The organism is Methylotuvimicrobium alcaliphilum 20Z, assembly GCF_000968535.2.
Lineage (GTDB): Bacteria > Pseudomonadota > Gammaproteobacteria > Methylococcales > Methylomonadaceae > Methylotuvimicrobium > Methylotuvimicrobium alcaliphilum.
Genome location: NC_016112.1, coordinates 2,665,011 through 2,690,528, shown reverse-complemented (window position 1 = coordinate 2,690,528; position 25,518 = coordinate 2,665,011). Strand labels below are relative to the sequence as shown.

Genomic DNA, 25,518 nt, shown 5'->3' with positions numbered 1-25,518 from the left:
TGCGAAATTAAGGACCGAAGATATACCCATCGCAGATCAAAGTTCTCCGTCAAAGGACGCCGTGAATACATCCCTGTAGCCTTTGCCGCCACCCTGGCGCCTCCTCAGGCACTGTCGAAATTTGAAGTGCGAAAGGTATAAAGTGAGGTCTTATGAATTTACTGGACGGGCAGCTTTTTTTTGCATTAATCGCCGCACTGATATTGTCTTGGGTTGCGGGCCTGCTTATTGCTCGGCGTTATCGCAATAAAGTACTCGAGCTGATGATGGTTGGTGATGCACCCGATGACTCGGTTGCTAAGGATTTGGTCGTAAATAACTTTCCTATTTCACGGCGTCCTGTCAAGCGAGTTACCGAACCCTCAACAAAGCTCATAGCTCCCGGACGTTATTTATCACGAAACCCTAAGGCCGATTCAACGTTTTCGGCCGATAGTGAGGATGACCGGTTTTCGGTCGAAGGCATTGATTTGTTTCGGCAGAATACCCATGCACTTTGGCGGTTACGCATCGCATTCGTGCTGGTTTCGGCTATCGTTGCAATGATTGTTGCCGTTAGCGCACAGGCCGCCTATGTGGAAGAGGTCTATAGTTGGCGCCGGACGACGATTCTGACTTTAATTTATGCGTGGCCGTTAGTGCCGGGGGTAGGATTGTTGGAGCGTTGGTCACGATGGAAAATTCTGATCGTGTCTGTGTCTTATATGTTATTGGCCGGCATGTTGGTCATTGTAAGCTCTTACGACAGACAGGTTTCGATCGAGATGATGTTCTGGTTATTCGGCCAGCAGGTGCCGCTATTAGTCTTTGTGTTTTTTATGACCGGTCCGAAATTACGCGCCGTCGGACCGTATTTGTTGATCGTGTTTTTTTTATTGTCCGCGTCATCGTTGACCGGCTTAAATGCTCTCGAACAAGCGCTGGGAGACGAACCGGATTCTTGGGTAATGGACTGGGTTTCGGCAACGAATGCTTATTTCGTTTTTATCTTGTTTAGTATTGCGCCATGGCTGTTGGCTTATTATCCGGTTCGTCTGCTGGCGAGAGGCGTTGCTACGGCTTATCGTAAAAAACTATTTTCGGAACCCTTATACCTGTTCGCCGGTTTATGGGCTATTGCCTTGCTTTTTCATGCGATGGTGCTTAGCCATTCGCTCGGTTTTCAGGCGTATTTAGTCTTATTTGCCTGGGTTATTATTCCTCTGTCGTTTGTTGTGTTGACCCCAGTGTTGCGGCAACGTCATCAAGCGCCGACATTGTTGCTGTTGCGCGTGTTTCGGTCGGATAATCGTATTGAATCCTTATTCGATCAAATCGTCGAGCGGTGGCGTTATTCCGGCAAAACCTTGTTGATAGCAGGCAAGGATTTATCATTGCGCACGCTTGAGCCTGACGAATTGTTTACGTTTTTGAGCGGACATATACAGGACCGTTTCATCAGCAGCGAGGCGCGATTGCAACAAGCTTTGCAGGATTTGGATTTGTTACCTGACTTGGATGGGCGGTTTCGTGTCAACGATTTTTTTTGCTTCGACGGTACTTGGCAGAGGGTATTAGTCGTGTTGGCGCATCGAGCGAATTGTGTTTTGATGGATTTAAGGGGGTATTGTTCGGAACGGCAAGGTTGCAGTTATGAACTTAGTGTACTCGCCGCTATGCCGCATTTACGCAAACTGATCATTTTGTTCGATAAACAGACGGATAGAAAAACGGCCGAGCATTTACTGAAAAGCAGTCTTACAAAAATTGATTGGATAGACAGCGATGCGAAGAGCGACTTTGAGTTCTCGCAGAAAATTTTGAAACCTCTATTGACAGCGTGAATTGGTACGCATGCTAACGATGATGGGTTCATTTCTTTTTTGGAGTTTGATGCTATGACTATAACAACCTTAATGAATGATGCGCGAATCGGAAGGATTATCGCAGATGCAAATGATCATGACGACCAATGGCGATACGATCTACAGCGTTTTTTGAACGGCGATGCTTCATTGACACGTACCTCGGCTGGCGAAAGCGGCATCAAGGCGATTCAGCGCTTGCTGATTTTCTTGGGTTATTCGACGACATCGACCGGCGCCTTTTCGATCGACGGCGATTTCGGTCGCGGCACCAATCGTGCGGTCGCGCAGTTTCAGTTCGAGCACGATTTGAATCCGGCGATTAGCCGAAAAACGATTTGCTACGAGTGTCGATGGAATACCGCGCGGACTCTGATAACAGTGATACCGGACGCCAAATTGACTTTGACTACGTTGGAAAAAATGCTCAAAGCCGCGCTTGATAGAATTGACGCCGGACATATCATGACAGGGCGCTTCGATGATGCGATCTTTCATTTGAATGCATTGCATAAAAGGCGTTTTTTGGATTGCCGGGGTATTCTTGCCCGGTATGGAGAAATGGCGCAACAGGCTTCGAAACAAATCGAGCAAGAAAAAGGCGTTGCCGTCCGCCCCGAATGGATTTTAGCGATCATTCGCCAAGAAACCGCCGGCGTCATAAGGCCGAGATTCGAACAGCATTATTTGTCGCGTTTGAACAAACAGCATCCCGACGTGCCGCTGGAAGAACTACGCATGCAATCGATGAGTCTCGGATTGGGGCAGATCATGGGGGCTAATTTCAAAATGGTCGGAGCGAAATCGGCGACGGAGCTTTTTACCGCGCCGGCCGAACAACAGGTGGCTTTTGTCGCGCGATTCCTAACCGGCAGAAAAGACGCGGTTAAAAAAGCAAAGCCTGAAGAGGCCGATTTTCGGAGTGTGGCCAGATATTACAACGGACCGAAATACGAAGCCCATCATTATCATGAGCAACTAGCCCGCTGGCACCGGGAGTTTAAGGCTTTATTGTAATAAACCGAATACTCATAATCCTATTAAGAAGAGTTGTCTCGTTTCCAAGTTCTACTTGGGAATGCTTACCTTTAAGCTCTGCTTATTGTTCGCCAAGCGGAGCTTGACGGTAGACACTCCCAAACAAGAATTTGGGAGCGAGCAATCTTAGGGCATGCGACCCCGAGTGCTGGAGGCTGCCTTGCTTCCAGCCCGCATTTCTTGTTTTTTCCGGTAACCGCTTATGAGTCATTTTGTCTATCGTCCCGCCGTTTATGAAGACTTGTTTGATTTGCCGGATCATGTCATCGGCGAAATTTTGCATGGTCAATTGATAACTCAGCCCCGTCCGGCACCCAAACACGCCCGATCCGCCTCGATTATCGGAGGCGAAGTGATGGGACCTTTCGATCAAGGCAAAGGGGGGCGGGTGGATGGTGGATATTAGATGAACCGGAGCTGCATTTGGGACCCAATATCTTGGTACCCAATCTCGCCGGTTGGCGTAAAGAGCGCATGCCGCGTTTTCCTGATGAGGCTTATTTCAGTCTCGCACCCGATTGGGTTTGTGAAGTGATATCCCCCGGTACCGCGCGCACGGACCGGGTTGTCAAAATGCCGATTTATGCGGCGGAGTCGGTGCAATGGTTGTGGCTGGTCGATCCCGATCTTCGGATATTGGAGGTCTATCGCCTGCTCGACGGACATTGGCTGTTGGAGCGCACTTGGCAAAACGACGATATTGTCAATGCGCCGCCGTTCGATGTGACCAGCATGAATTTGGGGGGTTTTTGGCTGCCGCAAGACTGAGTATTGCAAAAGGGTGCTCGTGTTAAATGTTAACGTGCAAGCTCATAATGCCGGAAAGGGGGCATGAAAAGCATGCCAAAAAGATGTTGTCAGTGTTAATTTTTTCTCAAATCGTGGAGTCGGCTTCGATTTCGTCACGGGTGGCATTGATGGATGCCACATATTCGCGATTGCTCAAGTGTGTAAGATTTTGGCCCGACAGTAGCACTTAGAATCAAGGTGTTGCGATTCTCGAAGAAAGTTCTTGAGATTATGTTCTTAAATCCACGAAGTGATTTAGAGCATGCCATTGTAGAAACAGTGGGATAATGAATAACAATAAAAAACACCCAGGAAAAACATTTGCATACTGGACTTAAATTGACTCGCGCCTGTGTCGAAGCACCAAAATCCAACCCGGTATGGATTTCCACGGAGAACCGTGGGAACCAGAAAAACGAGGAAAAGAAGCTGAATGATTTACTCATCTCGGTCATAGTGGTACATTATCCGGTACATTCATGAGGGCAAAATAATGATAACTATTACAGCAACTGAAGCCAGAAAAACCTTTTTTGAGCTGATTAAACAAACCACTCTGCAACATGAAATTATTGAGGTACAGCATAAATCGGGTAATGCCGTCATAATGTCTGCCGATGACTACGACAGTTTACAAGAAACCTTACTGCTTCTCTCTCAGCCTGATTTTAAACAAGCATTTGATGAATCTATCCAACAAGCAGAAACAGGCGAAGTCGCCAGTTTTGAGGAGGTCTTCGGAGAGCCTTTGTGAGCTGTGATCGCTATCAGATTGAGTTGACCAAGCAAGCACAAAAAGACATTGCCAAACTGACACCTAAATTAAAAAACAAACTCAAGGACATTTTACGCCATAAAATTTCCATTGCACCGTACTCAGGCAAACCGCTGGTGGGTGATTTGACGGGCTATTATTCCGTGCGTCTGAGCTTTCAAGACCGTATTGTTTATCGCATTGAGAATGATCGCTGTGTGGTATTAATCGTTAGGGCAAAAACACACTATGGCGAGTGAACCTATGAATTAGGAACAATGAAGGCAAACACCCAAGAAAAACACTTTGAAGCAGCAATAGAACATCATTTACTTAATAACGGTTATCAGCCAGGTGATTCCCAAGATTTTGACCCAGAGCTTTGCTTGGAGAAAGACCGCTTTATTGCCTTTATCCAAGCCACTCAAGCTTAAAACCTGAGGTGTTTTGGAAGACATTCACGGAACGGAAACAGCCAATGTGATTGCCAAGCCTACATGAACGTTATGATAAACATCAAACGCCTTCGGCTAATGCGCGTTCCGGTGGAACCAATTGCTCGCCGCCCGATAAGCCGGACACGACTTTGATCTGGCCGTCCGGTAAGGTGCGGCCGAGGCGGACGAAACGGCGCTCGATTTGGCCGTTGTTCAGTATCCAGACGACATCGAGTTGACCGACTTGGTGCACATAGTCTTGCGGAATCGAAAGCAATCGCTCTTCGCCTTGCGGAATGCGGATTCGGACAAACAGGCCGGGGTACAAGCCGGGGCGGCTGTCGATGCGCATTTTGATTAGAAAATTACGCGCGCCGGGATTGGCGGCCGGGACGATTTCCTCGATGACCGCGGGCAAAGTCAGTTTCAATGCTTCAATACTGACTTCGAGTGTTTGTCCGGTTTGTAGCCCGATTGCGACCGATTCGCGGATATAGGCTTCGACACTGAGTGCCGCCGGGTCGTACAGCGTCAGCAGTTTTTTGCCCGGATAGGCGACTTCGCCGGGTTCAGCGTGCCGGTCTATGACTCGGGCCGGAAAAGTGGCCCGGATTTTACTGAAATCCTGAATGGAGCTGGCTTCCTGTAATTGGGATCCGGCCGCCGCGCGTTGCGATTTGAGGCTTTCATAATCGCTCTTGGCCGCATCCAGCGCTGCTTGGGTCGCGCTTTCTTGAGCGAACAGTTTTCGGGTGCGCTGATAATGCGCCTCGGCGCCGGCCAGGCGCGCGTTCACCGCATTGATGTTTTGTCTCGCTTGCGCGGTTCGGGCGGCAATGGCTTCATCGTCGAGTGTAATCAGTAAATCGCCAGGCTTGACGCTATCGCCTGATTTAACATGAATCGATTTGATGCGAGCCTGAACTTGTGCGCTGATATCGCCGGACTGCTTCGATTCAAGAGTGCCGGTGGCCTTTTCAAAGACCGGTACCGTCACTCTTTCGACCGTTAGGCTCGGGCCTTGATAAGCCGGACCGCTCGCTGAGGTTTCGGGCTTGATTTTGCTTTGAAAGGCGCCTGCCATCCACAGAATCATCAATAACAATATTAGAAGAGTTACAGCCGATAAAGCCAGCGTTTTTATACTATTCGGTAAAGTCATGTTGTGGCATTCTCGCTTTTGGCATAGATCAAATAATAAACGGCAGGTATGACGAACAGCGTAAACAAAGTCGAGGCGATGATGCCGAAGATAATCGCTATCGCCAGGCCGCTGAATACCGGGTCGAGCACGATAACGAGGTTACCGAGTAAGGTGGTTCCGGCTGTCAATAATACCGGGCGCATTCTGACGCTACCGGCTTGCCGTAAGGAGTCCTTCAATCCCAGTCCTTCGTTTCGGGCTTGTGTGATGAATTCGACCAGAATCAGCGAGTTTCTGACCACGATACCGGCCAGAGCGATCATGCCGATCATCGCCGTCGCAGTGAACAACACTGGGTCGGGGCTGCCGTTGATAAAGCGTTCGCCGAACTGATTCAACACCCAGAAGCCAGGCATGATGCCGATTACGGTCAGCGGAATCGACGACATGATGATCAGCGACAACGTGGTCGAGGCGGTTTGTATCCGCAATACGAAGAAGATACCAACTAGCGCGAAAGCAAATGCGATGCCCATGTCGCGGAATACGTCGACCGTGATTTTCCATTCGCCTTCGCCGCCCCAACCGATCGTGATGTCGTCGGGTAAATGCCAGGGAATGCCGCCGCCGGAATTTAGAAACGTGCGGCTATCCCAATCCGGAGCCGAAGTTTTCGTACCGTTCAAATCGGCATTGATATCGGCGATGACTTCGGCGGGCGTGCGGCCTTCCAGTTCGGCCATGACATAGACGACCGGTTTCAAGTCTTTGTGATAGATCGATTTTTCGGCCTCGGATTCGACAAAAGAACCCAATTCGGCCAGCATCAAGGCTTCGGCGGCCGGGTTTCTATCGGGTTTGATTGGTAATACGCCCAAATCGCGCCGGCTGCTGCGCACGTTTTGCGCAAGCCTGAGTTTAATCGGCACCGGGCGGACTTCGCGTTCGAGATGGAAATAGCCGGGAATATGGCCTCGATTCGCAAGGCCTAAGTTCATGGCCAGGTTTTCGGTGGAAATTCCGGCCAGCGCGGCTTTTTCTTTGTCGGTTTCGAAACGCCAACGCGGTTGACTGTCTTCAACACTCGAATCGATATCGACGACAAAGGGTTCCTTCGCCATTCTATTCATGACGACTTGAGCGGCCTGGCGTTGTCGTTCGTAAGGCGTTAGCGTGCCGCCGTAAATTTCCGCGACCAGTGTGCTGATGACCGGCGGGCCGGGCGGAACTTCGACGACCTTGACCGAAATGCCGTCGACATTGAGCGGCGCCAGCAAAGCTCTGAGTCTTAAGAGTACGGCATGCGATTGATGTTCGCGTTCTTCCTTAGGTGCCAAAGTCAGGCGGATATCGGCCAAATGCGGCGCGATGCGGTAATCGTATTGCCGAACCAAGCCGTTGAAGTCGATCGGCGACGGCGTGCCGGCAAATGCCGCGATCGCCTTGACCTCAGGCAAACGCGCGGCAATCGCGGCGGCCGAGCGGGTAACGGCGGCGGTATGTTCGAGCGTGCTGCCCTCCGGCATGTCGACGATGATCTGCATTTCGTTTTTATTGTCGAAAGGCAGTAATTTCAAAGGTACTAGGCGCAATACCGGCAAAAGTGCAGTCAAAACAAACAAGATCAGCATCGCGATGATGACGATCCAGGCCGACTTGCGATTGGCGATGCACGGTTCGATCAGTTTTTCATAGCGGCTAGGTCCGGTTGTCGTTTCAAGATCGTCTTCGGCCGGTTTCAAAGCCTTGCCGGCTAGCCACGGCGTCACGATGAAGGCCGTGACCGTCGATAGAATGACCGCTACCGGCACGTTGAATGCCATTGGCGCCATGTACGGCCCCATCATGCCGGTAATGAAGGCCAGAGGAATGAAGGCCAGAATGATCGTGATCGTCGACATCAGCAGCGCCGGGCGGATTTCGGCGATCGCCGCGACGATACGTTCATTCAAGCTACCTTGGCCAAGACGCATATAGCGTTCGACATTGTCGACGCCGGTGATCGGATCGTCGACCAGCAGCCCGAGCGACAGGATCAGCGCGAATAAGGTCACGCGGTTGATCGTATAGCCGAAAAACATATCCAGCGCCAAGGTTGCGCCGTAACAGACCGGAATCGCCAAGCCGACCACGAGGGCAGGGCGCCAGCCAAGAAAGATACCGATGAATAACACGACCGTAACGACCGCGAATGCGAGGCTCGTTGTTAGGTTGTTGACTTTTTCATCGGCGGTTTGGCCGTAATCGCGCAAAACTTCGATGCCAATTTCGGGCGGCAGCAATTCTTGTTGCAACTGCGCCAATTTACGATGCACATTCTCGGCGACCGCGACCGCATTGGCGCCGCGTTTTTTTGCGACCGCAATCGTGATCATCGGGTAATCGTCCTTGAAATCGGCGGATAAAGGGTGCCCGTCGGCAAACTGAATCCAGCTGTAATGATCCGGTTCCTCCGGGCCGTCGGTGATTTCGGCGACATCGCGCAAATAAATCGGAATGCCGTCGACGATATTGACGACCAGTGCGCTCAATTGCTCGGTCGTTCTGATGAAATCGCCCGCTTGTAATTGAATCGAACGATTATTAACCGAGACGAGTCCGGCATTATGCAGTTGATTGGCTTGTCGAATGGCGCTTGCGATTTCTATAGCCGTGGTTTTTCGGGCGGCCATGCTTTGCGGATTGAGCATGACATTGATCGTTCGTGCACGCCCGCCGACCACGTTGATTTGATTAGTGTCGGCGATCTGCTGCAATTGCACGGTAATTTCATCGGCAAAGCGGCGCAATTCATAGTCGCTGTACAAGTCCGGCGCCCGGCTCCAAAGCGAAGCCAATACGATCGGAACGTCGTCGACTTCGGCCGGTTTGACTTGCCATTCGGTTACCGCTGCCGGAATTTGATCCTGATTCGAATAGAGTTTGTTATAGGTATTCAGTAAGGCATCTTCTCGGTCCTCGCCGACAAAAAAGCGTAAAGTTACGATAGCTTGACCATTGCTCGAGCGGGAATAAACGTGTTCGACACCGGTAATTTGAGTCAGCAGTTTTTCCAAGCGCAAGGTAATCTGCTTTTCGACTTGTCCTGCGGACAGGCCGGGCGCGGCAACGATGACATTGGCCATCGGCACGACGATTTGCGGTTCTTCCTCGCGCGGCGTAAACGTCAGCGCAATCGCGCCGAGCGCCAAGGACAGCGTAAAAAAGAATACCGGCAGGCCGCCCTGCAGCGCGTAAGCGACAAGGCGGTCTAGTGGGTGATTGAAGGATGTGGAAGAAGTGGTCAATTTATTTTAATATTAGTGAGCTCTAATATAGTGATTTATAGCATAGCTGGCATAGTCTTTCAATCGATTGTTTCGGTCCAACTGCAACGCTTTTTGACAAGTTTAGAGGTATTGGCGTTGCCGATGCCTTTGGCGATCATTGCGATTACCCGTTTGTCGGTGGTGTAGCCGATATGGGCGTCGAGCGGATTGGCAAATTTTCCTAAACCGAAAGCGTCAAAAATTTTCGCGACATTGATGTTGATATTCGTGACTTCGGCGCACAGTCTCGAGTCGATGAATCTATCGACAAAATTTTGTTGTATGGCATAGCTCAATAGGTCGTTCGGGTCGCTGAAGGCGATAATCGGTGTTTCGCTCAGAATTCTTTTATCATAATGTTCGCCTTCGGGACTGCAAAAGGCACTCTGTTGGCCCGTGATTTCCGGTAATTGCCGACCCATCTGCAGCATCGGAAGTTGATTCGACATCATGTATATGGGAATGACTTTCTGTTGTAGGGCTTGAACCATCTCTTTCGGACGGTTGAGCTCGGGCCTGAAACTGCTATCGCTGAAAAAGCGGGCAAGCCGTTGCAATCCATCGATTGTGATTCGGCTGCCGAGACTATGTGATACGACCGCGTATTGGTCGTTTTTTAAATTTTCAACCGCCGCTAAATCGTCGAAAGTACAGCTTTTTGCCTGCTGGTCGGGTAAATCGTCCCATAGGCCTTTGGTCATCCAGCAAAACGATTGCGTAAACGAGACCAAAATGTCTTCTCGGCTATCGCCGAGATAGATAATCGGATCGGGGCCGGTATCGTTGGAAAATCGTTTCAATAAATCGTTGACCTCGGCGCGGCGAAAGGAGTACTCGCCGGAGTTGTCATAGGCCAGAATCGCTTTTTGTTGAGCGGTGATTTCGGACCAGGTTAGCTCGTAAAACAATAATTCTTGATCGCGCCTCTTGTTGAGTAAACGATGAATTCTCAAATTGCCGAGTTTTTTCGATTCGTCCAAAGGATCGCGCAGAAAAATGTCTTTGTTACGTTTAGCTCTGACAGTTAGGTTTAGTGATTTGGCGAGTTTTTCAAGAAATTGTGTTGAATAGCCCGGCAGTCTATCGCCGACTCCATGGACCATCAGCACTTTCATTTTACCGTCCGCATTATTTAGATGCGGTTTGATACCTTCAAAAGGGCTGCCGGTAACTTCACATAATCGGGTATCGGCGGCTTCTTGTTTTTCGAAATAAGCTTCGGCAATGCCCCGTCCGAAACTGGCACAACCGCTGGAAAGTATACTGAAAAGGACGATAATGAGAAAAGGGACAATTTTTTTCATGGCAACAGGTTTTGAAGATCATTAATATAAATTACAAACAAAGTCTACTTTAAATAAGCTATTTAAACTTCTAATTTCACTTTTATTGTCGAGTCTATAATGGGCGTTGAGAAAATAAAATAGTAACGAATTTTTTTAGGGTGTAGGTGTTAGAATTGGCTCATTATGCGGTATTAGTTGAAAACACCCGCCACTACCAGAAGCGCTTATAAATCCAGTGGGTTGTAGCGTACGCTACGCATACCTAATGTCAGCACAAGGTAGCACACGAGGGCGTTTTAAACTACGGGTGTTACTGCTGTGGTACTTACAGCGTCCCCTGCAGTCTTCAAGTTTTGAGGTTGGTGTAGTAATCACTTCAACCATTGATGCGAATATAGCCTTAAAATTACATCTTCTGTGTTCCAGAGTGGAGACAAGGATCGAATTAATATGTTTAAACCGGGTTCATCTACAAATGAATAGTAGCAAGCTTTATTTTTTTAAAAGCGCCATCGTAGCGCTATTTGCTTTACTTATTCAAAATCAGTCCTTTGCGCAGGATCTTATTGAGGTTTACATGCAAGCACTGGAAAATGATCCGATATTAAAACAAGCGCTTGCACGGCAGTATGCCAACGCGGAATTCAAGGATCAAGGTATTGCGCGTTTGCTGCCCAGTCTTTCGGCTACCGGGGCTAGTAGCCGAGAATGGCTTCACAACAAAAAAGCCGGTGCCGGTTTCGATTTTCGAGGTCCGCAGACTAATCAAGAATTTTGGAATAACACTTTTAGCCTTAATTTTGTGCAGCCGGTTTTTCATTGGGATCATTGGATTCAATTAAGCCAGTCGGATAACCAAATTGCTCAGACCGAGGCCGAATATTTGGCGGAGCTGCAGAACTTAATGGTCAAAATCACCGAGGCTTATTTCAACGTGTTGTCCGCGCAGGACGGTCTAGACTTTGCGGTTGCCGAAAAAAATGCGATTGCTCGTCAACTGGAACAAGCTCAGCAGCGTTTCGAAGTCGGTTTGATTGCGATTACCGATGTTTATGAAGCGAAGGCTGCCCATGATTTAGCCTTGGCCAATGAAATCGAAGCGGATAATAATCTCGATAATCAAAAGGAAGCTTTGCGTGAAATCATCGGCGAGTTTGACGGGGAGCTTAGCCCGATAGGAAAAGAGTTGCCGTTGATTGTCCCTGAGCCCAATGAAATGAAGGCATGGAGCGATGCGGCGCTAAACGGCAACTTTTCGATTATTTCGGCATTCAATCAGGCCGAGTTTGCTAGGAAGGCCGTCGATTTGCAAAATAGCGGGCATATGCCGCAATTGGACATCGTCGGATCCTATGGCGTGTCGGATAATACCAGTACTTTCGGTTTTCGCGGCGATACGCAAAGCATCGGTTTGCAATTGAATGTGCCGCTATTCGAGGGCGGTGCGGTGAATTCGCGCACTCGGCAAGCAAGGCAAGAGTTTGAGGCGGCCAAACAAAATCTGATCGCGGCAAAGCGCGCCGTTATACGCCAGGTGAACAATGCCTACCGAGGCGTGAATGCCAGTATCAGTCGCGTCGATGCATTGCAATCGGCCGTTAAGTCGGCCGAGAGCGCGTTGGAAGCAACCTCGGCCGGTTTGGAAGTCGGCACTCGAACCATGGTTGAAATATTAGCCGAACAAAGAAACCTTTTTCGTGCAAAACGAGATCATGCGCGCTCGCGTTACGATTATCTGATCAACAGTATTCGCCTGAAACAAGCAGCCAGCAGTCTGAGCGAAAATGATTTGGAATATATTAACTCGTTACTGTCGCATTAGTCTTATGATAAATCTAAGCAAGGCTCGTCGGAACCAAAAAAAGCAGGTGCTTGCAAAATATGGCAAAACGATAAAGTCTTGTGCGAGTTGTCGTAGTCGATACAAAGCTCATGGAACCGGGAAGTTATACCCGTCGTAGATAAAAGTTCGGCGCCTGGGTGTCCGCCCAGCACCTAAATTATCCAAGACAATTAACCATGGTCAATGGGCTATGGAATTTAGGTGCTGGGTAAATACATCCATGTAGGCTCTAGGCACTGCCGAAATTTGAAGTGCGAAAGGTATGTTTATCGCGAAATCCTAAAGACTATCGACATCATTTAGGCTCTTCCTCGTTCCCACCGCTCCAAAGACCGTAAAAGTATTGAATATTGCGAAATAACCATGCAGCGCATGAAGTAAATGAAGAATTAGATTTTTGATTTTATTAGCTTTTATCTTCATTGCCTTCATGGTGAATAAATTTTTTATGACCTATTCGCCAAAACTTTCACAGCTTCAGGACCATGGGAACCGGAAATAATTCTTTCTCCATAATTGATTCTTTAAACAAAAATGTCCCAAGTCTCTAAAAATATTTATATAACCGGTGCCGAGCAGGGCAGCGGTAAGTCGGTCATCATGCTAGCTATGATGGAAATGTTTTCCGGTTTTGCCCAAAAGATCGGTTTTTTTCGCCCTATTATTCATGCCGGAGAGGAAAAAGACGACTTGATTGAGCTAGTAACCTATCGTTATCAGCTCGAGTGGCCGTACGAATCGATGTACGGATGCACCGATGAGGAAGCTCGGCGCCTATTGGCTCATGATCGTTATGACGATTTAATAAAACTGATTCTCGCTAAATACCGAAGCTTAAAAATTCAATCGGATCATGTGATTTGTGTCGGTTCCGATTATAAAAGCGGCGAGTCGATTTTTGAGTTCGATTTTAATGCCGATGTCGCGAACAATTTAGATTGTCTGTTGATGCCAATTATTCAAGGAGGCAATCGATCCAATGAACAAATAATCGATGCTTTGGCCGGGCTCCGACATGATATTCAGGAAAAAAATGCTGTCCTGTTGGCAACGGTGATCAACAGTGTTCCGGCGGCTCAGGTTGGCGAACTTAGAGATCAATTCGGACACGATCCGCAATCCAACTTTCCTGTTTATGTCGTACCCTCCGAACCGTCACTGGAAAAGCCCAGCATGGGCGATATTGCCAGGTCGTTGAATGCAAAGTTTTTATCGCATGATTTCGAAACGCTCAACCTTGAAGTTTATAACTACAAGGTTGCGGCGATGTTAGTTTCGGATTTTCTCGACTACATTGAGAAAGGCGATTTGATCATTACGCCCGGGGATCGTTCGGATATCATTCTGGCTTGTTTGATGGCTTATCACTCGAAAAGTTATCCGCAAATTGCCGGTTTACTGTTGACTGGAGAGCAAGAGCCCGCGCCGCAGGTGCAATACTTAATCGAGGGATTAGGGGCTTTGCCGTTTGCCGTTTTAGGTGTCGCCACCGACACCTTCACGACGGCGATGAACGTTACTCGAGTACATGCGCGTTTAAATTCCAATAATGAACGCAAGATCGCCACGGCCTTGAGTTTGGTCGAAGATAATATCAACATGCAGGAGCTGCAGCAGCGCCTGTTTACGCGTAAAACGCCGCGCGTGACGCCGATCATGTTCGAATATGAAATTTTGCAGCGAGCCAAAGCCAATCCGCAGCATATTGTTTTGCCTGAAGGCGAGGAAGAGCGCATTTTAAGGGCAGCCGAAATCCTTTTCCTTAGGGGAGCCGTCAAGTTGACGCTGCTAGGTAATGAAGAAACGATCAAGCAAAAAATCGCTGCGATGGCTTTGCAATTAGAAGACATCGAGATTATCGATCCGATGACTTCCGAACTGCGTCAGAAATTTGCCGAAACTTATTTCGAGTTACGCAAGCATAAGGGCGTTCATTACGAATTGGCGTTTGATCTTATGACAGATGTCAGTTTTTTCGGGACGATGATGGTACACCATAATCTTGCCGACGGAATGGTTTCCGGGTCAATACATACGACCCAGCATACGATCAGGCCGGCCTTTGAAATCATCAAAACCAAACCGGGAACATCGATCGTCTCTAGCGTTTTTTTCATGTGCTTGGAAGACCGGGTGCTGGTTTATGGGGATTGCGCGGTCAATCCGAATCCTAATTCCAGACAATTAGCCGATATTGCGATTAGTTCCGCGCAAACCGCGAGTATGTTCAATATCACGCCACGCGTTGCGATGCTTTCTTATTCAACCGGCGAGTCCGGAAAAGGCGAGGCGGTCGATAAGGTTAGGTCGGCAGTCGAATTGGCTAAACGATTGAAACCGGAATTGAAACTGGAAGGGCCGATTCAATACGATGCGGCGATCGATAGCCGTGTTGCCAAGACCAAAATGCCGGACAGCGAGGTGGCAGGGCAAGCGAACGTATTTATTTTTCCCGATCTAAATACCGGCAACAATACTTATAAAGCAGTTCAGCGCTCGTCCGGAGCGATTGCCATCGGGCCTATTTTGCAAGGCTTGAATAAACCGGTCAACGATTTAAGCCGAGGCTGTACCGTAAACGATATCGTCAATACCGTTGTGATCACGGCGATACAGGCTCAAGAAACCGGTCGAAAACCGGCTGCTTAGGATTACTGTCATTAAGTTAAGAGATTTTCCGTAGTCGTGTGGTAAAGACTAAGGATTTCCTGATTAGCAAGTTTCTTCAGCTAAAGCCCAAAAACCAGCATATCCCTAGCAGGACGGGGTTTGCAACCCCGTCCTAAACGTTTTGACTTTGGCCGAAGTCAGCCGAAATGTTTAGGGCAAACCGAAACGTTGGGGACGGGTTAAATAACCCGTCCCGCAGAAGTAAAAAAACTCCCCAAATGATTCCCACGCTCTGAGCTCGTCGTTGGTAGATACCATCTTAGCTAATGTGACCTCGATACCGTTTGTTGTCACCTAACGCTCCCGGTTTCGAAATCGCGACCAGGGGATCGCTCCCATAAAAGGTTACAAGCGCTGTGGGAGCGACGCCTACGTCGCGACTATCGAAGCCGCTTCACTCAAACACCAATAGATTTTCCGGACGACACTGCAATCTAGCGCCATAGGGTAAGCTATGCGTACCATGGTAACCCCACCAATGCTAACCAAGCCCTTATGGTTTGATCTGAGCAGGGATTCCGTGCTTAAAGGCATAGAGGTACGCGCAGCGTACCCTACGATTTGTTTATAACGATGGGAGCTTTGTGGGAACGATTGAAAACCGAACTGAAGGACCTATTCAATAGTTTGTGGATATCGATAGCAGTGTGGTTAGGACTAAAATGCCGTAGCCGCTTTTTTCAATCGGTCGTTGATTGCATGCCATTCATTGGATTCTGGTGGTTGTTCGACCAAGATGATGTCCAATTTTTGGCGATCCAGTTCGCGTAGCGCTGCATACAAACCTTGTGCATAAGCTTCGGCAGTTTCAGGTAACTGAATGATAGTCATCGATAAGTTCGGTTCGAAGCGAAATGCCAGTAAACCGATTTTATTTCCTTGTTCGGACAATTGCCTAATCGTTTCGTTAAGTTGCTCGGAAGGGCACAAACGAGTCGGGGTCGTTGGCGCGTAATGCACGGCCATTTGTCCGGGCGCACGGGGCGTATCGTTGTTCGTGGTGCTTATCTCGGTCAATTCGCATTGTAGAACCTGTTCGATTTCGGCCTTAGTAATACTGCCTGGCCTTAACAGCAAGGGGCTTGCACCGCTTAAATCGATGATGGTCGATTCGACGCCGACTCGGCAAGGTCCGCCGTCCAGAATCAAATCGACCAACCCCTCCAGTTCTTCAGCGACATGGGAGGCTTGAGTCGGGCTGACACGTTTGAATCGATTGGCTGAAGGTGCGGCAATGCCGCCGCCGAATGCTCGTAAAAGATGCAAGGCAACCGGGCTATCGGGAATTCTCAGCCCGATGGTATCTTGTCCGCCGGTGACTTCATTCGGAACTTCGGGACGTTTCTTTAAAATTAAAGTTAGCGGTCCCGGCCAAAAGCGTTTTGCCAATCGTTGAGCCGTTTCCGGGACCGTGCTCGCCCAGTCCGATAACTGAGCGGGGCTTGCGATATGGACGATCAGAGGATGATCGACCGGTCGGCCTTTGGCCTTGAATATGCCGGTTACGGCCTCGGCACTGCCGGCGTCGGCGCCAAGACCGTAAACTGTTTCGGTCGGGAAGGCGACTAAACGGCCTTGATTCAACAATTCAACCGCTTTAGCGATTGCGGCATCGTCGGCAAAAACCGTTTCAGTCATGTTCTTATGCGACCTCGATTTCTACCAACACTTCATCCGGATTGGCCGGTTCGCCTTTGACGACATGCACGGCTTTTACAGTACCCGAAATCGGTGCAGTGATTTCCGTTTCCATTTTCATTGCCTCGGTGATCAAAACAGCTTGGCCGGCTGTGACTGATTGGCCGACTTTAACCAAGACTTCGAGAATGTTACACGGCATACTGACTGTGACATCGCCTTCCGAAGATGGGCGGCGACGTTTACTCGAAATTGTGCTTTTTACCGCACCATGGGTGCCGCCGTCCAGGACGATTTCGTCGAGTGTTTCCACGACGATTTCTTCCGGTACGCCGTCGACCATGAAATAGAAGTGGCGAAGACTTTGATTTTTAGGTCCGGCGCCAGTTACTTTGACATGATAAGACTCGCCGTGCAGCGCGACATTGAATTCGGTCGCCGCTTTTTGTACGGCGTCGGTTGCTTGAGTTTCAATTTCCAACGGTTCGGGAACCAGGTTATCGTTCGAGCGCTGCTCGAGAAATTGTTTGCCGACTTCCGGGAACATCGCATAGCTGAGTACGTCTTCGTCATTCAACGCCAAATGGCCGATTTCCGAGCGTAAATGTTCGAACTCGGGCTTGAGTAGATCGGCCGGGCGGCAGTCGATCGGCTCTTCCTTGCCGATTGCCCTATTTTGTAGACTCTCGTTGACCGGGGCCGGGGCCTTGCCGTAGCCGCCTTGCAGGTAACGTTTGACCTCGTTAGTGATCGTTTCATAGCGTTTACCGGTCAATACGTTCAATACGGCTTGCGTGCCGACAATTTGCGATGTCGGCGTGACCAGAGGCGGATAGCCCAGATCTTTACGAACTTCGGGAATTTCTTTGTAAACTTCCTGGATTCGGTCCAGTGCATTGCGTTCGCGCAATTGGTTCGCGAGATTCGAGATCATGCCGCCCGGTACCTGAAATACGTGCACGCGCGTGTCGATGCCGGTGAATTCGCTTTCAAAGCGGCGGTATTTCTTACGCATTTCGGCGAAGTAGTTGTTGACGGTTTGCAGTTTATCGAGGTCGAGACCGGTGTCGTAATCAGTGCCTTTCAAAGCCGTGACGAGGCTTTCGGTCGGCGGATGGCTCGTTCCGCCGGACCAAGATGACAATGCGGTGTCAATGTGCTCGCAGCCGGCCTCGACTGCTTTGATTTGACACATTTCGGCGAGTCCGGAAGTGGCGTGTGTGTGTAGATGCAACGGTAAATCAATCGTATCTTTCAGTGCTTTGACCAGTTCCGAAGCCGCGTAGGGCGTTAGCAAGCCGGCCATATCCTTGATTGCGATCGAGTCGCAGCCCATCAAGGACAACTCCTTGGCTAATGTCACGAAACTGTTTACATCATGCACGGGACTGGTCGTATAGCATAGCGTCCCCTGTGCATGTTTACCGGTCGCCTTGGTGGTTTCTATAGCGGTTTGCAGATTGCGTACGTCGTTCAATGCATCGAAAATGCGAAAGACGTCCATACCGTTCGCAGCGGCCCGTTCGATGAAAGTCTTAACGACATCGTCCGAATAGTGGCGGTAACCGAGCAGGTTTTGCCCCCTTAGCAGCATTTGCAGGCGCGTGTTCGGTAATGCGGCTTTCAGTTTACTGAGACGTTCCCACGGATCTTCTTTTAGGAATCTCAGGCATGCGTCGAAAGTCGCACCGCCCCAACATTCGAGCGACCAGTAGCCGATATTGTCGAGCATTTCACATGCAGGCAGCATGTCTTCGGTACGCAGTCGCGTTGCGATCAGCGATTGGTGGGCATCGCGCAATATCACATCGGTAATATGAACTTTTGGCATTTTGTATCCTATTGAATCTTGTCGGCTGTCAGTTTTTTAAATCAGGAAATCACAAGCCGGTATGTGAGGCCATCGCCGCAGCGATTACACTCGCGAGCACTTCAGGGCGCGGCTTGTTAGAATAATTGACGAGTTCTCCGTGCTGTTCGACGAAACCGGTATTGAAACAGGCCGTGCGGAACTCGGGGTGTTTCAGGATCTGTAGATAATACGGAATCGTCGTTTTGATGCCGAATAAGCCCATGTCTTTGAGCGCACGTTCGCCGCGTTGAATCGCGTCTTCCCAAGTCAGCGCATTTACGATGACCTTCGCGACCATCGAGTCGTAAAACGGCGGAATTTCGTAGCCGGTGTAAATCGCGGTATCGGTGCGTACGCCCGGTCCGCCCGGCGCGTAATAACGCGTAATTTTACCGAAGCTCGGTAGAAAACTGTTCTTAGGGTCTTCGGCATTGACGCGAAATTGGATGGCATAACCGCGACGAACGATTTCATGTTGTTTGAAACGCAAAGGCAAACCGGCGGCGATACGGATTTGCTCCTCGACGATATCGACGCCGGTCACGGTTTCGGTGATCGTGTGTTCGACCTGAACGCGTGTATTCATTTCCATAAAGTAGAAACGGTCGTTATCGTCGAGCAGAAATTCGACGGTGCCGGCATTGGTATAGCCGACCGATTTTGCCGCGATCACGGCCAAACCGCCGATATATTGGCGTTGTGCTTCGTCGAGTTGAGGTGAAGGCGCAATTTCGATCAGTTTTTGATTGCGGCGTTGAATCGAGCAATCGCGTTCGTAGAGGTGAATCGCATTGCCGTGGTGATCGGCCAGAACTTGTACTTCGATATGCTTCGGGTTAACGATGCATTTTTCAAGAAACACATCGGCGCTGCCGAAGGCTTTGGTCGCCTCTGAGATTACGCGGCTGTAATTACGTTGCAGTTCTTCGGCATTATCGCAGCGGCGAATGCCACGGCCGCCGCCGCCGGAAGTCGCTTTCAGCATGACCGGATAACCAATCGATTCGGCCACCTCTAAGGCTTCTTCAACCGATTCGAGATTGCCTTCCGAGCCAGGGGTGACCGGAATCCCGGCTGCAACCATCGCTTTGCGTGCTTCGGTTTTATCACCCATACGATGTATGACTTCTGCCTCGGGACCGATAAAGATCAAGCCACGTTCCTTGCAGGCTTTCGCGAATAAGGCATTTTCGGACAAAAATCCGTAGCCCGGGTGAATGGCATCGCAGCCGGTCGCTGCAGCCAGATTGACCAAAGCATAAATATTGAGATAACCGGACATCGGTTCGCTACCGATACAATAGGATTCGTCGGCTTTTTTAACATGAAGGGCGAAACGGTCGGCTTCCGAATAGATCGCGACGGAGCGAATGCCCATTTCGGCGCAGGCGCGAATGATGCGCACGGCGATTTCGCCGCGGTTGGCAATCAGTATTTTACGTAACATAGGTTAGACGTACCCCGAAATTAGGATGGGAATTGATGGCTGGAATTGGATTTTACAGATATATGCAGGCTTATATCTTAAAGAATTTTATCGAAATATTTAAGTGTTAATTATATCAGGTTGGAAAATGCAATAAAGTCATGCTTATCGGACATTAAATTTCGGCGCCTCCTTAGGCGCTGCCGAAATTTGAAGTGGGAAAGGTATACTTGAACCGCTTATCGAGATTGAGCTATGAATAAATCCTTGCTTCGCAGTCGCTCGGCGAACTCGTTTGCCGGTAGCGGTTTGCTGAAATAATAGCCTTGTATTTGATCGCATTGATTATTTAGCAAAAATTCCAATTGATCGCGTGTTTCTACGCCCTCGGCGATGGTTTTGAAACCCAGGCTTTTGGCCATGCCGATGATGGCACTGACGATTGCTTCGTCTTCCGGGTCGCGGCCTAGCTCGCGTACGAACGATTGATCGATTTTAAGCTTGTCTATTTGGAAACGTTTGAGATAAGCGAGCGACGAATAACCGGTTCCGAAATCGTCGATCGAAAGTGAGATGCCGAGCTGATGAAATCGACGGAGTAGGCTGATCGTGCGTTCGGAATTGTCCATTGCTATGCCCTCGGTTAATTCGAGTTCCAGCATTGCCGGATCGAGCCGATTCATCTGTAATAGTTGGGCAACTGTTTCATAGAGCGAAGCTTGTTGAAATTGCAGCCCCGACAGATTAACAGAAACAGGCACGACGGGCAGGCCTTCAGCCTGCCACGAGACGTTTTGGCGAATTGCGGTTTTCAGCACCCAGTCGTCTATTTTCAAGATCAAGCCGCTTTCTTCGGCGATAGGGATAAACTGTCCCGGCGGAATCATGCCTTTTTCGGGATGTTGCCAGCGAACCAATGCTTCGCAACCGATAATCGTCGAAGTTTTCGCATCTACCTGCGGTTGATAATAGAGCAGCAGTTCATTTCGCTCAAGGGCTAGATGTAGTTCATTTTCGATTTGCAATAACCGGTTGGCTTGTTCGTGCAATTGTCGTGTAAAAAACTGAAAATTGTTGCGACCGGTCCCCTTGGCTCGGAATAAGGCGGCGTCGGCGGCTTGCGACAACTGTTCGAAATTGTTTCCGTCTTGGGGAAATTCGGCAATGCCGATACTGGCCGTCAGTGTCAAACGATGATCTTCGATAACAAACGGTTGGGCGATCAGCTGTAGAATGGTTTGGGCGACATGGGCGACACTTTCGGCATCGGTGTTCGGCAATAATAAAATGAACTCATCGCCGCCTTGTCGGCATAACGTGTCGTTAGGGTGTAAATGATCGGTCAGCCGATCGGCTATTGCAACCAGCAACCGGTCGCCGATAGTGGGGCCTAGCGAATCGTTAATGATTTTGAAGCGGTCGAGATCGATAAACATCAATGCAATGCGGGCATTCGCTCGTTTGGCGCCGGTTATTGCCAGTTCGGTTCTATCGCGGAGCAGACTGCGGTTAGGTAATTGAGTCAATGTGTCGAAATGACTCAGAAATCGGATGCGCTCTTCTGCCGCTTTGTGTTCGGTCAGGTCGCTCATGATGCCGATATGATGAGTGATTCGGCCTTCCGGATTACGAATCACAGTGATCGAGAGCCACTGTGGATACAGATCGCCATTTTTGCGGCGATTGATGACTTCGCCTTGCCAATGTCCGCGTTGATGGATTTCCTGCCAGATGTTTTCGTAGAATGACTTATCTTGTAAACCTGATGAGATCAGACGGGGATTCTTGCCGAGCGCTTCCTCTTCTGTGTATCCGCTGAGTTCGATATAGGTGGGATTAGCCGAAATAATGTTGTTTTCGGCGTCGGTGATGATGATGCCTTCTTGGCTGGATTGAAAGACTTGTGCATGGAGCCGTAATTGTTGTTCCGCATTGATGCGCGCAGTAACGTCGTGGGCAAGAATGATTTCGGCATTGCGGTTTTCGAATGTTAGCGTGTGTCCGGTTATCTCGGCCCAGATTAGGGAGCCGTCTTTCTTGCGATGTCTCCAAATTGATGCTTCGTTGTATTGATCCATGGTTAGAGCGGTCTGCCGGATATCCTCGTACAGTTCCTCGAGGTCTTCGACAGGGCGAATGTCCGCTATCGTCATGCTTAAAAATTCTTCTCGGCTATAACCGTACTGTATAACTGCTGCATCATTGACGGCAAGGAATGCCAAACTGTCGAGATCGTAGACCCACATCGGCAAAGGATTGGCCGCAAAAAGTTGACGATAGCGAGCTTCGCTATCCCGTAAAGCGTTTTCGGCAATTTTGCGTTCTGTGGTGTCTTGAAGGGTGCCGATAATTCGCAGTGGTTCGCCGTTTTCTTTGGTTTCAAGTTCGCCTGTTCCGAATATCCAGCGGAATATGCCTTTTATCGGACGTGTTCTGAATTCGATGCCTTCGGGCTGTTTTCCGGCTAAGCAGTCCGCTATCCAGGTTTGCATCGTTTCGATATCGGCGGGATTCAGCAGGTGAAGAAAGTAATCGAGGGTGAACGGGTCTTTTCCCGAAGAAAGACCAAATAACCGATAGGATTCTTCGGTCCAAATGACTCGATTGTTCGGTATCTCGATAACCCAACTGCCGACATGAGCGATAGCTTGCGACTCGGCTAGCAGACGTGCTTGTTCATGAGCCCTCTCTTCCGCCTGTTTTTGTTCGGTGATGTCTAGCCAGGTGCCGATGATTTCCAAAGGTTGTCCGGTATTATCCCGATGTAGGATCGATTGATCGTGAATCCAACAGTAATGACCGTCGGCATGCAAGAATCGGTATTGGTAATTAATTCTGCCTTGTTTCAGTAAGCGCTGCTGGGCTTGTAATGCGAGTTGTCGATCATTCGGATGAACATGACTGATCCAGAATCCGGGTGCGTGCCATTCTTCAAGTGGATAGCCGGTCATGTTCCGCGCGGTTACGCTGATAAAATCGATCACGAAATCGTTCTCATCAAGAGATTGTGCTTTTAGCGCATAAATGATGGCCGGGTTCACATCGATGATATGTGTGATGTGCTGATAATAGCTAGACAATTCTTGTTGTAGTTTTAGCCGCTGATTTTCTCGGTCGACATTGTCCAGAGCAAAGCCGATGTCGATGGCGATTTCATTGAGCAAACTCACGACTTCATCATCAAAGGCGCCCCGTTGGTCGTGGTAAACCGTCAGTATCGCAAAGGCTTCGCCGTTACGTTGAATAGGGAATGCGGCACCCGAAGCCCAGCCGAATCGTTTGGCCCTATCCTGCCAGTATTGCGTCATCGGATCATTGATATAGTCGTTGACTATGATAGCGCGGTTTTCACGTAAGGCCGTGCCCGTGGGGTCGCGGCCTTCAGGAGTTGAAGGGTCGGAAGATAATGTCAGATCTTCAAGATGTTCTATTCCCTCGCCGAATGCGGCGACGGATTTGATTCGGGAGTCCATTCTGTCGAGTTGACCTACCCAGGCAAGCGCCATGCCGCCACGCTCAACCGCACATCGACAGGCTAATTGGAATAAATCGACCTGGTTTCCCGTGCGCACGATGGCTTGATTAATTTCGCTAAGTGCTTGGTAGAGCTGCGTCAAGCGTTCGATGCGTTGCGCGGCCTTTTTGCGTTCGGTCAAGTCGCGTAAGATCGCGAAACAATGCCGGGCATCAAGTTTGTGAACACAGACCTCAGCTGTAAACTCGGAGCCGTCCTTACGCAGACAAGTCCATTCTTCAGCATGCGCCGTATCGGACATGATTTTATCGGCGCAGGGAGTCGATTTCGGCAATTCATCGTGAGTCAGGATGTCTTGTAACTGTAGGTGCAACAGTTCTTCATGGCGATAACCCAACAGTCTTAATGCGGAAGGGTTGGCGTCGATGAAGCCATGGTCGGCTCGGCGCATCACCAGTAAGCCGTCGCTCGATTGATCGAAGAGTTGCCGGTAACGCTGTTTAGTGCTTTTGTGGCTTTTGGCAAGTTGCCAAGTTAGCATGCCGAGTAACAGTGTCAGCGCTAAACCGGTCTTAGCGATCAATGCAGGGTTATGTTGGGCGATGCCGGCTTCGAAAGCCGGAGTGGTGCGCATTAGCAAGGTCCATTGCCGACCTGCGATATTGATTTGACGTCGTGTTTCCAGTCTGCGGTTGCCGGATAGCCGATCCACGGCTAAGTCACTCGAGTGATATATCCGCGTCTGATTCGATAGGGGCTCTCCGTCATGAATTTCGAGTTCGATAGTCGGGTTGAGTTCTTCGCGTAATCCGGCCATCAGATTACTGAGACGAAAAGGGACGTCGACCCAGGCCGAAATGGCCGATTGCCGGTCGCTTATCGAATCGAGTTTCTCCTTTATCTTGTAGATAGGTAAATACATCACAAAGGCGTATGAATCGGATTTATCGTCATCCTGTACGAGAATAACTCTTGAAGTCATGATGACTTCGCCTGTGTCGCGCGACCGTTGCAAGGCTTCTCGTGCGGCGGGCACGGTGTAGGCATCGAATCCCAAGGCTTTCCGGTTTTCTGCTGTCGAGGGTTCGAGACGGGTAATGGGGGCGTATTGTTCTCGATCGCCACCCGGTTTGATTTGGTAGTTCGGTATGTTTTGTTGCCGAATTTCGGCGATATGCCGGTTTTTGTCGGCATGCGCGACAGGTATCACCAGTCCTACTGCCTGAATGCCGGGCAAGTTTTTGTGGATTTTCAGCGCGCTCACATAGTCGCGGAATTCCTCTAAAGTGACGTCGTCCGAACCCTCAAAAAAGCCTTTGACCCCTTTCATAAGGACTATATAGATATCGATCCTGTTGCCGACAATTTGGGTAATTTGATTTGCCGATAATTCGAAGGCGGTGCCTAGACTATCCGAGTTCTCCTCGCGTGCGTGTTGCCAAAAAAAAGCGGTAGTGCCGACTCCGATAATAAGCATTAGGCCGGTCAGTAATTGAGGAGCCCATTGACGAAGGCGGGTACCAAAGGAGGTTTGATTGAAGTCAAGGGGCATACAGTCAGGGGTAATAAAGGGATTTATCCCCTTTGATAGTCAAATTTCGGCGCAGGGGAACCCGTCAAAGGACGGCGTGATGCGTCCAAGTAGTTTCAATGACAGCATTCATGACGTCAAAGCCTTTGCGAACACCCAGGCGCTTCCATGCGCTAATGCTGACATTTGAATTTCGATAGAGCAGTATAGCAGCGATTATTAATTTGGAATTTATTTAAATTCAAGATGTTAAAAAGTATGCGTTTGATCTTATTCAATCTCAAAATGCGCTTTTTTGAAAGCAATGATTTATGTGGCTTGCGGCTTTTATACCTTTCGCACTTCAAATTTCGGCAGTGCCCGCGGAGGCCTGTCGGTCGAGCAACCGCACCCTCTCCGGAACCGGCATTTTCTCTGATGAGCTCCGTATATCGAAAAATTAGATAAAGAGTCTATATCTACGAACTTTCACAGTAAAAAGAG

14 protein-coding genes and 1 pseudogene are annotated in these 25,518 nt (G+C 49.3%); 8 read left to right on the top strand and 7 right to left on the bottom strand.

The window, feature by feature from the left end; genetic code table 11:
* Window positions 1-152 precede the first annotated feature (152 nt).
* From MEALZ_RS11535 to MEALZ_RS22710, 6 genes and pseudogenes are all read left to right on the top strand, one after another.
* On the top strand, window positions 153-1,823 hold the full coding sequence (locus tag MEALZ_RS11535) for a hypothetical protein (RefSeq protein WP_014148815.1): 1,671 nt from the start codon (window positions 153-155) through the stop codon (window positions 1,821-1,823).
* A gap of 54 nt (window positions 1,824-1,877) precedes the next feature.
* Complete coding sequence (locus tag MEALZ_RS11530) at window positions 1,878-2,861, top strand: N-acetylmuramidase domain-containing protein (RefSeq protein ID WP_014148814.1); 984 nt, start codon at window positions 1,878-1,880, stop codon at window positions 2,859-2,861.
* A 223-nt stretch (window positions 2,862-3,084) separates the two neighbouring features.
* Window positions 3,085-3,650, top strand: a pseudogene (locus MEALZ_RS11525) (Uma2 family endonuclease).
* 514 nt (window positions 3,651-4,164) lie between these two features.
* Window positions 4,165-4,425 (top strand): type II toxin-antitoxin system Phd/YefM family antitoxin, encoded by a 261-nt coding sequence (locus MEALZ_RS11520; RefSeq protein WP_014148811.1) that lies wholly within the window; start codon window positions 4,165-4,167, stop codon window positions 4,423-4,425.
* Window positions 4,422-4,685: a type II toxin-antitoxin system mRNA interferase toxin, RelE/StbE family gene (locus MEALZ_RS11515; protein ID WP_014148810.1), complete on the top strand. Its 264-nt coding sequence runs from the start codon at window positions 4,422-4,424 to the stop codon at window positions 4,683-4,685. Before MEALZ_RS11520 ends, MEALZ_RS11515 begins: the two co-directional genes overlap by 4 nt.
* A gap of 18 nt (window positions 4,686-4,703) precedes the next feature.
* Entirely contained in the window at window positions 4,704-4,859 is a 156-nt protein-coding gene (locus tag MEALZ_RS22710) for a hypothetical protein (protein ID WP_014148809.1), read from the top strand.
* An 82-nt stretch (window positions 4,860-4,941) separates the two neighbouring features.
* Here the strand turns inward: MEALZ_RS22710 and MEALZ_RS11510 are convergent, their stop codons facing one another.
* The 3 genes from MEALZ_RS11510 to MEALZ_RS11500 are packed head-to-tail and all read right to left on the bottom strand — an operon-like array spanning window position 4,942 to window position 10,618.
* Window positions 4,942-6,024, bottom strand: a complete 1,083-nt coding sequence (locus tag MEALZ_RS11510; RefSeq protein WP_014148808.1) for an efflux RND transporter periplasmic adaptor subunit — start codon at window positions 6,022-6,024, stop codon at window positions 4,942-4,944.
* Complete coding sequence (locus MEALZ_RS11505) at window positions 6,021-9,293, bottom strand: efflux RND transporter permease subunit (protein ID WP_014148807.1); 3,273 nt, start codon at window positions 9,291-9,293, stop codon at window positions 6,021-6,023. The genes MEALZ_RS11510 and MEALZ_RS11505 overlap by 4 nt, the downstream gene beginning before the upstream one ends.
* 59 nt (window positions 9,294-9,352) lie before the next feature.
* Window positions 9,353-10,618 (bottom strand): hypothetical protein, encoded by a 1,266-nt coding sequence (locus MEALZ_RS11500; RefSeq protein ID WP_014148806.1) that lies wholly within the window; start codon window positions 10,616-10,618, stop codon window positions 9,353-9,355.
* Window positions 10,619-11,075: 457 nt separating this feature from the next.
* Between MEALZ_RS11500 and MEALZ_RS11495 the strand changes: the two genes are divergently transcribed.
* Both MEALZ_RS11495 and pta read left to right on the top strand, forming a co-directional pair.
* The gene (locus MEALZ_RS11495) at window positions 11,076-12,422 is read left to right on the top strand and encodes a TolC family outer membrane protein (protein ID WP_046061122.1); all 1,347 of its coding nucleotides are present in this window, start codon (window positions 11,076-11,078) and stop codon (window positions 12,420-12,422) included.
* 555 nt (window positions 12,423-12,977) lie between these two features.
* On the top strand, window positions 12,978-15,092 hold the full coding sequence (gene pta, locus MEALZ_RS11490; protein ID WP_014148804.1) for a phosphate acetyltransferase: 2,115 nt from the start codon (window positions 12,978-12,980) through the stop codon (window positions 15,090-15,092).
* A 678-nt stretch (window positions 15,093-15,770) separates the two neighbouring features.
* On the opposite strand, the gene MEALZ_RS11485 is transcribed toward pta, so the two are convergent.
* The 4 genes from MEALZ_RS11485 to MEALZ_RS11470 form a co-directional block, all read right to left on the bottom strand.
* Window positions 15,771-16,751, bottom strand: a complete 981-nt coding sequence (locus MEALZ_RS11485; protein ID WP_014148803.1) for an L-threonylcarbamoyladenylate synthase — start codon at window positions 16,749-16,751, stop codon at window positions 15,771-15,773.
* Window positions 16,752-16,755: 4 nt separating this feature from the next.
* A complete protein-coding gene (gene oadA, locus MEALZ_RS11480; RefSeq protein ID WP_014148802.1) occupies window positions 16,756-18,582 on the bottom strand; it encodes a sodium-extruding oxaloacetate decarboxylase subunit alpha in 1,827 nt (608 codons plus the stop codon).
* A gap of 49 nt (window positions 18,583-18,631) precedes the next feature.
* The gene (locus MEALZ_RS11475; protein ID WP_014148801.1) at window positions 18,632-20,050 is read right to left on the bottom strand and encodes an acetyl-CoA carboxylase biotin carboxylase subunit; all 1,419 of its coding nucleotides are present in this window, start codon (window positions 20,048-20,050) and stop codon (window positions 18,632-18,634) included.
* Between the two features lie 218 nt (window positions 20,051-20,268).
* Window positions 20,269-24,981 carry an EAL domain-containing protein gene (locus tag MEALZ_RS11470; protein WP_046061121.1) on the bottom strand — a complete coding sequence of 1,571 codons (4,713 nt, stop codon included), beginning with the start codon at window positions 24,979-24,981 and terminating at the stop codon, window positions 20,269-20,271.
* Window positions 24,982-25,518 lie beyond the last annotated feature (537 nt).

What these genes read in the sequence shown, in the direction of transcription:
- MEALZ_RS11535 (WP_014148815.1), top strand. Translation starts at nt 153, where the DNA reads ATGAATTTACTGGACGGGCAGCTTTTTTTTGCATTAATCGCCGCACTG.
- MEALZ_RS11530 (WP_014148814.1), top strand. Translation starts at nt 1,878, where the DNA reads ATGACTATAACAACCTTAATGAATGATGCGCGAATCGGAAGGATTATC.
- MEALZ_RS11520 (WP_014148811.1), top strand. Translation starts at nt 4,165, where the DNA reads ATGATAACTATTACAGCAACTGAAGCCAGAAAAACCTTTTTTGAGCTG.
- MEALZ_RS22710 (WP_014148809.1), top strand. Translation starts at nt 4,704, where the DNA reads ATGAAGGCAAACACCCAAGAAAAACACTTTGAAGCAGCAATAGAACAT.
- MEALZ_RS11510 (WP_014148808.1), bottom strand. Translation starts at nt 6,024, where the DNA reads ATGACTTTACCGAATAGTATAAAAACGCTGGCTTTATCGGCTGTAACT.
- MEALZ_RS11500 (WP_014148806.1), bottom strand. Translation starts at nt 10,618, where the DNA reads ATGAAAAAAATTGTCCCTTTTCTCATTATCGTCCTTTTCAGTATACTT.
- MEALZ_RS11495 (WP_046061122.1), top strand. Translation starts at nt 11,076, where the DNA reads ATGAATAGTAGCAAGCTTTATTTTTTTAAAAGCGCCATCGTAGCGCTA.
- pta (WP_014148804.1), top strand. Translation starts at nt 12,978, where the DNA reads ATGTCCCAAGTCTCTAAAAATATTTATATAACCGGTGCCGAGCAGGGC.
- MEALZ_RS11485 (WP_014148803.1), bottom strand. Translation starts at nt 16,751, where the DNA reads ATGACTGAAACGGTTTTTGCCGACGATGCCGCAATCGCTAAAGCGGTT.
- oadA (WP_014148802.1), bottom strand. Translation starts at nt 18,582, where the DNA reads ATGCCAAAAGTTCATATTACCGATGTGATATTGCGCGATGCCCACCAA.
- MEALZ_RS11475 (WP_014148801.1), bottom strand. Translation starts at nt 20,050, where the DNA reads ATGTTACGTAAAATACTGATTGCCAACCGCGGCGAAATCGCCGTGCGC.
- MEALZ_RS11470 (WP_046061121.1), bottom strand. Translation starts at nt 24,981, where the DNA reads ATGCTTATTATCGGAGTCGGCACTACCGCTTTTTTTTGGCAACACGCA.